The organism is Streptomyces sp. NPDC005820, from assembly GCF_040630255.1.
Taxonomy (GTDB): domain Bacteria; phylum Actinomycetota; class Actinomycetes; order Streptomycetales; family Streptomycetaceae; genus Streptomyces.
Genome location: NZ_JBEXXE010000014.1, coordinates 232,218 through 245,090, shown reverse-complemented (window position 1 = coordinate 245,090; position 12,873 = coordinate 232,218). Strand labels below are relative to the sequence as shown.

Genomic DNA, 12,873 nt, shown 5'->3' with positions numbered 1-12,873 from the left:
CCGCACTGACGGACTTCGTGTTCATGGTCCGCGAGACCTCGCAGATGTTCATCACCGGCCCGGACGTCGTCAAGGCGGTCACCGGCGAGGAGATCACCCAGAACGGCCTCGGCGGCGCGGACGTGCACGCCGAGACCTCCGGCGTGTGCCACTTCGCCTACGACGACGAGGAGACCTGCATCGCGGAGGTCCGCTACCTCCTGTCGCTGCTGCCGCAGAACAACCGTGAGAACCCCCCGCGCGTCGAGTGCGGCGACCCGGCGGACCGGCGCGGTGACGCGCTGCTCGACCTGGTCCCGGCCGACGGCAACCGGCCCTACGACATGACCAAGGTCATCGAGGAGATCGTCGACGACGGCGAGTACCTCGAGGTCCACGAGCGCTGGGCCCGCAACATCATCTGCGCCCTGGCCCGCCTCGACGGCCAGGTCGTCGGCATCGTCGCCAACCAGCCCCAGTCCCTGGCCGGCGTGCTGGACATCGAGGCCTCGGAGAAGGCCGCGCGCTTCGTGCAGATGTGCGACGCGTTCAACATCCCGATCCTCACTCTTCTGGACGTACCCGGCTTCCTCCCCGGCGTCGACCAGGAGCACGGTGGAATCATCCGCCACGGCGCGAAGCTCCTCTACGCCTACTGCAACGCGACCGTGCCCCGGATCTCGCTGATCCTGCGCAAGGCCTACGGCGGCGCGTACATCGTGATGGACAGCCAGTCCATCGGCGCCGACCTGACCTACGCCTGGCCCACCAACGAGATCGCCGTGATGGGTGCCGAGGGCGCCGCCAACGTCATCTTCCGGCGACAGATCGCCGAGGCCGAGGACCCCGAGGCCATGCGGGCCCGCATGGTCAAGGAGTACAAGTCCGAGCTGATGCACCCCTACTACGCGGCCGAGCGCGGCCTGGTCGACGACGTCATCGACCCCGCCGAGACCCGCGAGATCCTCGTCAAGTCGCTCGCGATGCTCCAGTCCAAGCACGCCGACCTGCCCTCGCGCAAGCACGGCAACCCCCCGCAGTAACCCGGCGGACTCTCGCCGATACCTCTGCGGAAACCTCTCTCACGGAGACTGACACCCATGAACACTCCCGACATCCGCGTCGAGAAGGGCAACGCCGAGCCCGAGGAAGTCGCCGCCATCACGGCGATCCTGCTGGCCCGCGCCGCCGCCCGCACCTCCGAGCCCACCCAGGCCCACCGCCCCCGCCGCAAGGCCGGCTGGCGCCGCCTGGAGCGCGAGGGCGGCTTCCGAGCCCCCCACAGCTGGCGCTGAGCACCAAGAAGGGCCCCTCTCCCGGAGAGGGGCCCTTCGGCGTACCCGAAGAGGACGAGACGCGAAAGGGGGAGGCGCATGGGGCTGCCGGCGGCGCTCGTGGACGAGGTGGTGCGGATCGACGCCCGGCTGCGGCCGATCGCCGACCGGCCCGTGGACCCCACCGACCCCGACTGGGAGCGGCGCATGCGCGAGGGGCCCCGGCCGCTCGACGAGGCGGACGTCCGCACCCGCGCCGAGGCCGCGCTGCGCGAGCTGCTCGCCCACTACGAGCACGGCGACGACGAGGACCGCGCCGCCGTACGCGCCCTCCTCGACCGCTGCTCCTCGTTCCGCTGGGCCACGCGGCTGCCGTACGAGCGCACCCCCGAGGGATTCCGGCAGCGGCTGCTGCACCTGTCCGCCCGGGACCACGACGGCGACACCCGGGACGAACTGCTCACGCTGCACGACCTGTGCGCCGAAGCCCGGGAGGCCGGGGTCGACATCCGGCCGCTGCTGCTGGAGGTCGCCGCACTCTCCAGCGCCGAGAACAAGTACGGGATGGGCTCCATCCGGAGCATCCTCCTGGGAGCCGCGGGCTGATACGGGCCCGCGGACGGCAAGCGAACGGCCCCTGTGCTCCCTAAGGGAGGGCACAGGGGCCGTGACGTGTCGGAGACCTACCGCAGGCGGGCCATCAGCGCGTGCTCCACAAGCGTGATCAGCGCCGACTTGGCGTCCGAGCGGTGTCGGGCGTCCGTCGTGATGATCGGGGCGTCCGGGCCGATCTGCAGGGCCTCGCGGACCTCTTCGGGGTTGTACGGCTGCTGCCCGTCGAAGCCGTTGAGGGCGATCACGAACGGCAGGCCGCTGTTCTCGAAGTAGTCGACGGCGGGGAAGCAGTCGGCGAGGCGGCGGGTGTCCACGAGGACGATCGCGCCGATGGCGCCGCGCACCAGGTCGTCCCACATGAACCAGAAGCGGTCCTGGCCGGGGGTGCCGAACAGGTACAGGATCAGGTCCTGGTCCAGGGTGATACGTCCGAAGTCCATGGCCACCGTGGTGGTGGTCTTGTCCCCGGTGTGGGTGAGGTCGTCGATGCCCGCCGACGCGGACGTCATGACGGCCTCGGTACGCAGCGGGTTGATCTCCGAGACGGCCCCGACGAACGTGGTCTTGCCCACGCCGAAGCCACCCGCCACCACGATCTTCGCCGAGGTGGTGGAGCGGGAAGGACCGCCGCTAGAGCTTGCGAAGTCCACTGAGCACCCTTTCGAGCAGTGTCACGTCTGGCTGGCCGCCGGCGCTCTCGTCGCCGCCGGGCTGATGGATGGCGACCAGTCCCGCCTCCGCCAAGTCGGCGACGAGGATCCTGGCCACGCCGAGAGGGATGGTCAGGAGGGCCGAGATCTCGGCCACCGACTTGATCTCACGGCACAGATTGCAGATCCGCTGATGCTCGGGCAACTGGCCCTGCATCTGGTGCGGCTGCGCAGTGGTGTGCACCAGCGCCTCGATGGCGAGCTGGTAGCGCGGGCGGGTCCGGCCGCCGGTCATGGCGTACGGACGCACCAGGGGGTTGTTGGACGCCCCGGCGGGCGCCGGCTCGGGGGTGCGGCGCTGCGGCTGCACGGGCTGGATGCGCGGGGCCTGCGGCTGGTCGTACGGCGACGGCCCGGGGCCCTGTGGGCTCTGGGGTGCGTACGGCCGCTGCTGGCTCGGTGCGGAGGGGAAGTTGTAACGGTTCGGGTTGTGGGAACCGTCGCCCGGGCCCTGGGGAGGACCGTACGACCAATTACCCGTATTCGAACCGCCTGGGGGTGTTGCCACTTTCTCTCCTCCTCCGACTGTGCCGGGCACCCATCACTATGGAGCCGCGTCCCGAAACCCTACGGCCTCGGGACGCCAAAACGCACCGTCCTACTGTCAGTTGAGCAGGCTCCCTTGGAGCTCCGCGCGAAGGTCGGGCGTCAGAACCGTGCCGGCACGGTCCACCAGAAGCGCCATCTCGTACCCAATGAGGCCGATGTCCGCCTCCGGGTGCGCGAGAACCGCGAGCGAGGAACCGTCGGAAATGGACATGAGGAAGAGGAATCCGCGCTCCATCTCCACAACCGTCTGGTTCACGCTGCCTCCCTCGAAGATCCGGGAGGCGCCTGCCGTCAGGGACGTCAGACCGGAGGCGACAGCCGCGAGCTGGTCGGCACGGTCGCGGGGGAAGCCTTCGGACATCGCCAGAAGGAGTCCGTCGGCGGAGACCACCACCGTGTGGGACACCCCCGGGGTGTTGTCCACGAAGTTGGTGATCACCCAGTTCAGGTTCTGTGCCGCCTGGCTCATCGGGCTCACACTAACGCTCCTGGTTGTAGGTGCTGTCAGGACCGAAGCCCTGGCCGTTCGTTTCACTGCCTGCGTTGCGCCCGCGCTGGACGCCTCGACGCAGGTTGCTCAGCCTGCCCCGGACGTCCTCCGGAGCGCGGGAGACCTGTGGGCCTCCCTGAGGGGTGGTCTCGGCGGCGCCCTCGACCAGGTTGGCCTTGGGCACACGCCGCGGCAGACCGGACGAGGTGACCCCGCCTGCCTTGGGCTTCCGCAGCTGCGAGGCCTGCTGCCAGCGCGCGTCGTTCGCCGAACGCCAGGAGCTGTCGCCGTTGCTCTCCGAAGTGGAGGCCGGCGCTTCCGTGTGCACGGGCCGCGCGGCGCCGTTCGAACCGTTCGCCGCGGTGGATCCGCGGCGGGGAAGCCCGGCGTCGGTCAGCTCGTGGACGGCGGATGCGGCCGGTCCCGGACGGTCGAAGCCTACGCGGTCCTGCTCACCCGCGTCAGCGGCCTGCGTGGATTCCGCTTCCGGAGCGTACTGGTCCGGGTAGCCGTTCCGGTAACCGGACTGCTGCGGCCAGTCGTCCTGGTAGGACTTCTCCTCGTACGCCGGGTAGCCCTCGGCCGCGGTGGCGTGCGAGGCCGCGCGCTCGTCCTGGGCCGGCTCCGCATACGCGGGGTCCGGGTAACCGCCGTTGGGCGAGAAGCCGTTGTTCTGCGGCACACCGTTCGGGGCCGAGAAGGACTCGCCCTGCGGCATCCCGTCGTTCGGCGCGAAGTACTGCCCGTCGTACGCGGGCCGCTGCTGCTCCTCGTACGGCGCCTGCCGCGGCTCCTCGTACGCCGTACGGCCGTTCTGACCGTGCGCGCCCTCGTACGCCCCCGGCTGGTCCACGAACGCCGTCTGGCTGCTGTCGTAGCCCGTCGGGGCCGCGTCGAAGCCGTTGTCGTAGGCGGGCTGCTGCGGGGTGCCGTCGAAGCCCTCGCCGAAGGCGGGGATCTCCTGTGTCTGCTGCGGATGGCCGGCCTGCGACTCCAGGGCCGCCTTGCGCTCCTCGCGCATCAGCGAGCGGCCCACCGGGTCCAGGTCGCGCAGGTCGTCGGGGACGTCGTAGCGGCTGTCGTCGAAGCCGAGCTCGGCGGCTGTGCGCATCGGCAGGCCGGTGTTGAAGTTTTCGCCCGGGAGCTGCTGCTGGTGCTGCTCCGGGATGATCTGCGAGACGGTGAACTCGTCGCGCTCGGGCTGCTCGCCGCCGCCACCGTGGGTGATGGCGTCCGGGAGCATGACCAGCGAGGTGGTGCCGGCCTGCTCGCCCGAGGGACGCAGCTGGACGCGGATGCCGTGCCGGTCGGACAGCCGGCCGACCACGAAGAGACCCATGCGCTGCGAGATCGCGGCGTCCACGGTCGGCGGGTTGGCCAGCTTGTGGTTGATGTCCGCGAAGTCCTCGGCGGTCAGGCCGATGCCCTTGTCGTGGATCTCGATCATGACGCGGCCGTCGGGGAGACGGGTCGCGGTGACGCGGACCTTGGTCTGCGGGGAGGAGAACGTCGTCGCGTTCTCCAGCAGCTCGGCGAGCAGGTGCACGAGGTCGGTCACGGCGCGGCCGTGGATCTCGGCCTCCGGGACGCCGGAGAGCTCGATGCGCTCGTACTGCTCCACCTCGGAGGAGGCGGCGCGCAGCACGTCGACCAGCGGGACCGGCTGGTCCCAGCGGCGGCCGGGCTCCTCGCCGGCGAGGACCAGGAGGTTCTCGCCGTTGCGGCGCATACGGGTCGCGAGGTGGTCCAGGCGGAAGAGGTTCTCCAGCTGGTCCGGGTCGGCCTCGTTGTTCTCCAGGTCGGTGATCAGGGTCAGCTGGCCCTCGATCAGCGACTGGTTGCGCCGGGAGAGGTTCGTGAAGATCGCGTTGATGTTGCCCCGCAGCAGGGCCTGCTCGGCGGCGAGCCGGACGGCCTCGCGGTGGACCTGGTCGAAGGCGCGGGCGACTTCGCCGATCTCGTCGCGGGTGTTGATCGGGATGGGCTGGACGCGGGTGTCGACGCGGCCGGGGTCGGTGCGCGAGAGCTGGTCGACCAGCATCGGCAGCCGCTGCTCGGCGATGCCGAAGGCGGCGTTGCGCAGCTGGCGCATCGAGGTGCTCATCTGGCGGGCCATGAGCGAGGCGATGATGAACGCGGCCAGCAGGGCGATGATGACGATCGAGGCGTTGATGATCGCGTCGCGCTGGGCGTCGGAGGCGATCTGCCCGGCTTCGTCCACCGCGCGGTTGATCATCTCGGTCTCGACCTGGTTGTAGCCCTCGAACTTCAGGGTCGCCGCGGCCATCCACGACTTGGCGGTGATGCCCTGGGCGGCGAGCTGGGCGGTGGTCAGCTGGCCGCTGCCGATCAGTTTGATCATGTCGGTCATCGACGGCGGCGCGGTGTACGTCTGGCCCGCGGCCTCCGTCTTGGCCTTGGCGTCGGCTGCCGCCTTCTCGCCCTCGGCCTGCTTCTCCTTCATGACCTCGGTGAGCCGCGCCTCGTCCTGGGGAGTACCACCGGAGACGTACTCCTGCATGGCGATGCCCTCGAGGTAGGCGTACGAGGTGAAGGAGGTGAGCTGCTGCTGGTAGACCTTCTCGTCGGGGCTGGGCCGGACCAGCAGGTGCATGCCGATCGCGCGCTGCAGCGACTCGGCGCCCTTGCCGAGGGCGAGCGCGTACACCGAACGGCCGTACGCGGTGATGTTGCCGGTGCCGAGGCCGAGTTCGTTGGAGAACTCCACGAGCAGGTGCTCGACAGCGACGTAGCCCTCCTCGGTCTTCACCGGGTCCAGCGCCTTGCCGTAGGCGACCGCGCGGATCTTCGTCAGCGTCGGCTCGGCCTCTTCCACCAGCTTCAGGCGGCGCTTGAGGCCTTCCTTGTCCGGCATCCCGACCGTCTCCTGGTGGAAGGCGGCAGCCTTCTCATCGGTGACGGCGCGGGCCTGCTTGACGATCGGGGAGTCCTTCTTGTTCTCCAGCAGCGGCTCTGCGGAGACGTCCCGCTCGTTGAGGAGAGCCTGGGCGTACTCACCGGCCGCGGCCACGATCTTCGCGACCTTCTCGGCGTCGCGCGCCTCCTGCCAGGTGTCGATCGAGCCCTTCACCTGGAAGCCGCCCATGACCAGGCCGACCAGCACGGGTATGAGCAGGATCGCGTTCAGCCTCGTCGGCACCCGCCAGTTGCGCGGGGACAGCCGACCACCGCTCTTCGGGGGTGCGGCCGTCGGCTCCGAGCCGGGCACAGGGGCGGGCGCCGCTCCGCGCGACGGCGGCGTGAAGTTGCCCCGGGCCGCAGGCTCGGGACTTTTCTTGCTTCGCCTCACTCGACCAACAACCTCTCGGCGGTCGGCACCTTCCGTGCCGCAGGTTCTCAGAGCCCGGTCAGCCATCGACCATCAGTACGTCATTGACTATTGGGCAGTTCAGGCATTCCAGCACGACGTCCTGCGCGATTCCAAACATGGGGAAGCGCCGGTTCGACGTGATGTAAGCCGCAGATAAAACGGTCAAAAAGAACGAGCCCCGTCAAAAGACGGGGCTTTCGTGCGCACAGCGAGACCAAGCGACCGCGACGCGTGGCGGTACCACTGGATTCCTCTGCCGAAACGTTATGAACACCGGAGCCGGCCGTGTCAAAGGCCACAGCCGGCTCCGAAGTGTCTACGACAACTGCCGTACGCCACGGTGAACTTGAAAGTTACCGCAAACGCGCCATGAGCGCATGCTCGACCAGCGTGATCAGCGCACTCTTCGCATCCGAGCGGTGCCGTGCGTCGGTCGTGATGATCGGGGTGTCCGGGCCGATCTGCAGGGCCTCGCGGACCTCTTCGGGCTGGTAGGGCTGCGAGCCGTCGAAGCCGTTGAGAGCGACGACGAACGGCAGGCCGCTGTTCTCGAAGTAGTCGACGGCGGGGAAGCAGTCGGCGAGGCGGCGGGTGTCCACGAGGACGATCGCGCCGATGGCGCCGCGCACCAGGTCGTCCCACATGAACCAGAAGCGGTCCTGGCCGGGGGTGCCGAACAGGTACAGGATCAGGTCCTGGTCCAGGGTGATACGTCCGAAGTCCATGGCCACCGTGGTGGTGGTCTTGTCCCCGGTGTGGGTGAGGTCGTCGATGCCCGCCGACGCGGACGTCATGACGGCCTCGGTACGCAGCGGGTTGATCTCGGAGACCGCTCCCACGAACGTGGTCTTGCCCACGCCGAAGCCACCCGCCACCACGATCTTCGCGGAAGTGGTGGCCCGGCCCCCGTCAGAGCTTGCGAAGTCCACTGAGCACCCTTTCGAGCAGCGTCACGTCCGGAGCGCCACCGTTGTTCTCGTCGCCGCCCGGCTGGTGGATGGCCACCAGACCGGCCTCGGCGAGGTCCGCCACCAGAATCCGCGCCACACCCAGCGGCATGGCCAGCAGCGCCGAGACCTCGGCGACCGACTTGACCTCGCGGCACAGGTGGCAGATGCGCTGGTGCTCCGGGAGCAGCCCCATCAGTGCTGCCGGGTCGGCCGTGGTGCTGATCAGCGCCTCGATGGCGAGCTGATAGCGCGGCCGGGTCCGGCCACCGGTCATCGCATAAGGACGCACCAGCGGCTGGTCGCCCTCATCCCCGTACGGCTCCGCGTACGGATCATGATGGGCGGGGGGCGGGGTCATGGATCCTCCGGGCGGGACAGCATTCTCGGTCAGTCGTGCCGTCCGTCGAGGCCGGTGGGGGGTTTGTGTCGGCCGGACGGTGATTTCGTGAGGCGGGTGGTGCCGGGGTCGGTCAGTGAAGCAGACTGCCCTGGAGCTCGGCGCGCAGGTCCGGGGTGAGGACCGCGCCCGCGCGGTCGACCAGGAGCGCCATCTCGTAGCCGACGAGGCCGATGTCGCACTCGGGGTGGGCGAGCACGGCCAGGGACGAGCCGTCCGAGACGGACATGAGGAAGAGGAATCCTCGCTCCATCTCGACGACCGTCTGGGCCACGTTGCCGCCCTCGAAGATCCGGGAGGCGCCGGCCGTGAGCGAGGTGAGCCCCGACGCGACCGCCGCCAGCTGGTCGGCACGGTCGCGCGGGAAACCCTCGGACATCGCGAGCAGGAGCCCGTCGGCGGACACGACGACGGTGTGGGACACCCCGGGGGTGTTGTCCACGAAGTTGGTGATCAACCAGTTCAGATTCTGTGCCGCCTGGCTCATCTGACTCAACTAACGCTCCTGCGGGTGAGTGGGGCTCGGGAAACTGCCGGTCTGACCGTTGCCGGCCTGACGACCCTGCGCGATGCCCCGACGAAGATTGGTCAGCCGTCCGCGTACGTCGTCAGGCGCACGCGAGACCTGCGGACCGGTTTGGTGCTGTTGCTGCTGTGCCGTGCCCGGGACCAGGTTCGCCCTGGGCACCCGGCGCGGCAGACCGGAGGTGGTGACTCCGCCCGCGGCGGGCTGCCGGACGCGCTCGGCCTGGCGGACGAGTTCGTCGTTCGGCGAGGTACGCCACGAGGAGGTCGAGGGGCCGCCCGCCGCGGGCCGCTGGGGAGCGGCCGGAGCCTGCGGCTGCTGCTGCGGTGCCTGCGGCGCGGGAGCCTGCTCGCCCGCCTGCGGACCGCCGTGGAACCAGTTGGTCTCCAGCGTGTCGTACAGCGGGGTGCGGCCGTCGCCCGGACCCGGGGCCGGCGGCAGGGCCTCCGGCTCGGGACGCTGGGCGGGACGCGGCGGCACCTGCGGCCGCGGCGAGCCGTAGCCGTTGGCGCCGTTGATCTGGGGGCGCTCGAACTGTCCCGTGGACGCCATGTCCTGGCGGCCGGGCAGCGCGTGCTGGCCCGTGCTGGAGCTGTCGTAGCCCGGCGTGGCGAACTGGCCGGTGGAGCCGTTGTCGTACGCCTGCGGAGCGAACGGGTTCGGGTTCGCCGGGGTGTTCTGCCCGGCCGGTGCGCCGAAGACGTCGGAGCGGGTGAACCCGTTGTCCTGCCGGTCGGCGCCGCCCGGGCGCTGGAACTGGCCCGTGCCGCCCATGTCCTGGGGGGCGACGGCGGGGAACTGGCCCGTGCTCTGCGGACCGCCGACGCCGCGGCCGAAGTCGGCCGGGCCCTGGCGGTCGTCGATGCGCGGCATGCGCGAGGTCTGCGCGACGTCCGGCTCCTCGTGGCCGCGCGGGGCGTCCAGCGGGGTGCGCGGCACCGGCGGCTGGGCGTTCTCGTCGCCCCAGCTGGTCACGCGCGGCTGCGGGTTGCCGCCGGGCAGCTCGGCGCGCGGGCCGCCGCGCGGCGGGAGCTGTGGCTGACGGCCACGCTGCTCGGAGTTGTTCTTGCGCTGCGGCGGACGGCTGCCGCCGAAGAAGTCCTGGGCCTGGTCGTTGGTCCCGGGGCTCTGGAAGCCCTGTGCCTGACCGCCGAAGCCGGCGCCCGCGCCGGCCGGGGCCGGACGGTCCTGCTGGGGCGGGACGGGGGACTGCGGTCCGCGCGGGGGCTGGCCGCCGGGACGGCCACCGCCGTCACGGCCGGGCAGCGCGGCCCGGGGACCCTGGCCGGCGGCGAGGCGGCCGCCCGCACCGGGACCGGAGCCGGGACCGGCGCCGAGGGAACCGCCCCCGCCCGGGGCACCGGCGCCGAGCGCACCACCCTGCGGACCACCCTGGCGACGCGCGGCGGCGACGCCCGCGGCGGCCTGCGCGGCGGCGGGACCGCCGGCCGAACCGCCCTGACCCGGCTTGGGCTGGGGCTTCTTGCCGCCCTGGGCGACGTCCACGGGCAGCATGACCAGCGCGGTCGTACCACCGGAGTCGGACGGGCGCAGCTGGATGCGGATGCCGTGCCGCTGCGACAGACGACCGACCACGAAGAGGCCCATGCGGCGGGAGACGGAGACGTCCACGGTGGGCGGCGAGGCGAGCCGCTCGTTGATCGCGGCCAGGTCCTCGGGGGAGAGGCCGATACCGGTGTCGTGGATCTCGATCAGGACGCGGCCGTCGGGCAGCGCGTGACCGGTGACCTTGACCTTGGTCTGCGGCGAGGAGAACGAGGTGGCGTTCTCGAGCAGCTCGGCGAGGAGGTGCACGAGGTCGTTGACGACCCGGCCGGCCACTTCGGTGGACGGCACGGACGCCAGCTCGATGCGCTCGTACTGCTCCACCTCGGAGGCGGCGGCGCGCAGGACGTCGACCAGCGGGACCGGGCGGGTCCAGCGGCGGCCGGGCTCCTCACCCGCGAGGACCAGGAGGTTTTCGCCGTTACGGCGCATACGGGTGGCGAGGTGGTCGAGCTTGAAGAGCGAGGACAGCTGGTCCGGGTCGGCCTCGCGGGACTCCAGTTCGGAGATGAGCGAGAGCTGACGTTGGATGAGGCCCTGGGAGCGGCGCGAGAGGTTGGTGAACATCGCGTTGACGTTGCCCCGCAGAAGGGCCTGCTCGGCGGCGAGGCGGACGGCCTCGCGGTGCACGTCGTCGAAGGCCGCGGCCACCTGGCCGATCTCGTCCCGGGAGTGCACACCGACCGACTCCACGGACGTGTCGACGTCCTGCGGGTCGGACTCGGAGAGCTGCTTGACCAGCTCGGGCAGACGGTCCTGGGCGACCTTGGTGGCGGTCTCCTGGAGGCGGCGCAGCGAGCGGATCATGGACCGGGCGACGACGAAGGCGCCGACCAGCGACACACCGAGGACGAGCAGGATCAGGGCACCGTTGATGATGGCGTCCCGCTCGGACTCGGAGCGCAGCTCGCGGGCCTTCTGCTCCATGTCCTCGAGCAGGGTGTGCTCGATGTTGTTCATCTGGCGGATCTTGGTCGACGAGTCGTCGATCCAGTCCTGGTACGACCGCTGGTCCTGCGAGGTCAGACCGGAGGCGGAGGCGAACGCACGCGAGGCGTAGGTGTCGGACTCCTCGATGACCGGGTTGCCCTGCTCGATGGGCTTCAGCAGCTCCTCGGCGCCGTCGTCGCCGTAGATGCTGCGGAAACTCGCGAGTTCGGAGGCCTCGTTGTCGAAGGCGGCGTCGGCGTACTGCCGCTCGTTGTTGGAGAGCTCGCCGTAGGAGGTGTTGTTCGCCGGCAGCGCGGCCGCGAGGATGGCGCGCTGGACCGAGGCGTATTCCTTGGCGTTGGAGAAGGCGGCCAGCGCACGGGTGCGCTGGATCATCTCCGGGTTGCTGGTGGCCTGGGCCATGTCCTGCGAGAGGTCGAGCAGGCTCGTGATGAGCTGGTGGTAGGCGTCGACCGTCTGGCCGGCGTTGCCCTTCTCCGCGTACGCCGTGGAGCGGATCTTCTGGAGGTTCGCGAGGTCGGAGAGCAGACCGATGAGGCTGTCGCGGACGCCCTGGAGGTTGCCGTCCTTGGAGGCGGTGTTGATCTCCTCGGAGGCGTCCTGGAAGGCGGTCACGGCCCGGTCCGTCTTGGTCCGGTAGCCCTTGATGCCGAAGTCGGTCGCCTTGGTGCCGTGCGTCATCGGGCCGGCCGAGCGGTCGCGCTCCTCCTGGAGGGCGACGGAGAGCTCGGTCGCCTGCTTGGTCATGTCCGTCAGCAGCCGCATGTTGTCGAGCTGCTGGATGTCGTCCATGGACTCGTTGATACGCAGTGCGCCCAGGGTGGTGGCCGCGACCACCGGAAGGGTCAGCAGCGCCACCAGACGGGTGGAGATGCGCCAGTTGCGCAGCGCGACGCGTGGGCCGGGGCCCACGGAGACGCTCGGCGGCTTGATCGTCGGAGTCGGGGGAAGGGAGCTCGGCGACGCGGACGCGCCGGGGCGCCCTGGGCGCTCACCGCCGTCGCCGGACGGGGCCGGGCCCGGGTTCTGGGCGTGCTGGGGCGAGGAGCTGCCATTGCTGGGGGCAGTCCCGCCGTGCGGCTCCGGCTCCGCCGAAGCACTGCCATCCCTCTTGAAACGTCCCTGCACTAGCGTCGCAACCTCTGGACCAGGCGCCCTTCCGGATGAACGGAAGGACGGTGTCGGCGTATTGAAGGACGCCCTGAATTACGTCCCTCGAATGGTCGTGAGTGACCGGCGCTGGCTCCCCCTTCCAACCGCCACTACGGCGCTGTCGCGCCACGGTGCGCCGGCTCGATCCAGCGGCGGTCCGTGAGATTCCAGCACAGTGCCGGATCTCCAACAAGGTGTGTTGGCCGGGCTGTGACATGCGTGACAGCGCGTAAGGGGAACGTTACGAGACGTAGAAAAGGTTCCCGTGTAAAGCGGGCATAAGTGCCCGAAACGCTGAAGCGTGGCAGGTGTCCCAGTCGCCATGATCAGGAGCGGAATGGGGGCTTCAGGTGGGCAATGTCCGTTTCCAAGTGGTCGATCGG

At 70.2% G+C, this 12,873-nt stretch carries 11 protein-coding genes; 3 read left to right on the top strand and 8 right to left on the bottom strand.

Going from position 1 to position 12,873, the window contains the following annotated elements; translation table 11 throughout:
• From ABZ464_RS19630 to ABZ464_RS19620, 3 genes are all read left to right on the top strand, one after another.
• Positions 1 to 1,022: carboxyl transferase domain-containing protein (locus tag ABZ464_RS19630; protein WP_359278512.1), on the top strand; the 1,022-nt coding region annotated here is incomplete at its 5' end.
• Between the two features lie 57 nt (positions 1,023 to 1,079).
• Positions 1,080 to 1,274 carry an acyl-CoA carboxylase subunit epsilon gene (locus tag ABZ464_RS19625; protein ID WP_359278509.1) on the top strand — a complete coding sequence of 65 codons (195 nt, stop codon included), beginning with the start codon at positions 1,080 to 1,082 and terminating at the stop codon, positions 1,272 to 1,274.
• 78 nt (positions 1,275 to 1,352) lie between these two features.
• Entirely contained in the window at positions 1,353 to 1,859 is a 507-nt protein-coding gene (locus tag ABZ464_RS19620; RefSeq protein ID WP_359278506.1) for a hypothetical protein, read from the top strand.
• Between the two features lie 77 nt (positions 1,860 to 1,936).
• Here ABZ464_RS19620 and ABZ464_RS19615 read toward each other — a convergent pair whose 3' ends face one another.
• The 8 genes from ABZ464_RS19615 to ABZ464_RS19580 all read right to left on the bottom strand — a co-directional run bounded on the left by ABZ464_RS19615 (position 1,937) and on the right by ABZ464_RS19580 (position 12,466).
• Positions 1,937 to 2,518, bottom strand: a complete 582-nt coding sequence (locus tag ABZ464_RS19615; RefSeq protein ID WP_359278503.1) for an ATP/GTP-binding protein — start codon at positions 2,516 to 2,518, stop codon at positions 1,937 to 1,939.
• Positions 2,499 to 3,086, bottom strand: coding sequence for a DUF742 domain-containing protein (locus ABZ464_RS19610; RefSeq protein ID WP_055633954.1), 588 nt, complete (start codon positions 3,084 to 3,086; stop codon positions 2,499 to 2,501). Before ABZ464_RS19610 ends, ABZ464_RS19615 begins: the two co-directional genes overlap by 20 nt.
• 96 nt (positions 3,087 to 3,182) lie before the next feature.
• Complete coding sequence (locus ABZ464_RS19605; RefSeq protein ID WP_356035147.1) at positions 3,183 to 3,596, bottom strand: roadblock/LC7 domain-containing protein; 414 nt, start codon at positions 3,594 to 3,596, stop codon at positions 3,183 to 3,185.
• 10 nt (positions 3,597 to 3,606) lie between these two features.
• Positions 3,607 to 6,927: a nitrate- and nitrite sensing domain-containing protein gene (locus tag ABZ464_RS19600; RefSeq protein ID WP_359278500.1), complete on the bottom strand. Its 3,321-nt coding sequence runs from the start codon at positions 6,925 to 6,927 to the stop codon at positions 3,607 to 3,609.
• Positions 6,928 to 7,301: 374 nt separating this feature from the next.
• Entirely contained in the window at positions 7,302 to 7,877 is a 576-nt protein-coding gene (locus ABZ464_RS19595; RefSeq protein WP_054239771.1) for an ATP/GTP-binding protein, read from the bottom strand.
• Positions 7,858 to 8,256: a DUF742 domain-containing protein gene (locus ABZ464_RS19590; RefSeq protein ID WP_055633953.1), complete on the bottom strand. Its 399-nt coding sequence runs from the start codon at positions 8,254 to 8,256 to the stop codon at positions 7,858 to 7,860. Before ABZ464_RS19590 ends, ABZ464_RS19595 begins: the two co-directional genes overlap by 20 nt.
• 112 nt (positions 8,257 to 8,368) lie before the next feature.
• On the bottom strand, positions 8,369 to 8,782 hold the full coding sequence (locus tag ABZ464_RS19585; protein WP_003973453.1) for a roadblock/LC7 domain-containing protein: 414 nt from the start codon (positions 8,780 to 8,782) through the stop codon (positions 8,369 to 8,371).
• A 9-nt stretch (positions 8,783 to 8,791) separates the two neighbouring features.
• Complete coding sequence (locus ABZ464_RS19580; protein WP_359278497.1) at positions 8,792 to 12,466, bottom strand: nitrate- and nitrite sensing domain-containing protein; 3,675 nt, start codon at positions 12,464 to 12,466, stop codon at positions 8,792 to 8,794.
• Positions 12,467 to 12,873 lie beyond the last annotated feature (407 nt).

Bases quoted from the DNA above. Each gene is read 5' to 3' on its own strand.
- ABZ464_RS19585 (WP_003973453.1), bottom strand. From the start codon at position 8,782: ATGAGCCAGGCGGCACAGAATCTGAACTGGTTGATCACCAACTTCGTG.
- ABZ464_RS19620 (WP_359278506.1), top strand. From the start codon at position 1,353: ATGGGGCTGCCGGCGGCGCTCGTGGACGAGGTGGTGCGGATCGACGCC.
- ABZ464_RS19590 (WP_055633953.1), bottom strand. From the start codon at position 8,256: ATGACCCCGCCCCCCGCCCATCATGATCCGTACGCGGAGCCGTACGGG.
- ABZ464_RS19625 (WP_359278509.1), top strand. From the start codon at position 1,080: ATGAACACTCCCGACATCCGCGTCGAGAAGGGCAACGCCGAGCCCGAG.
- ABZ464_RS19605 (WP_356035147.1), bottom strand. From the start codon at position 3,596: ATGAGCCAGGCGGCACAGAACCTGAACTGGGTGATCACCAACTTCGTG.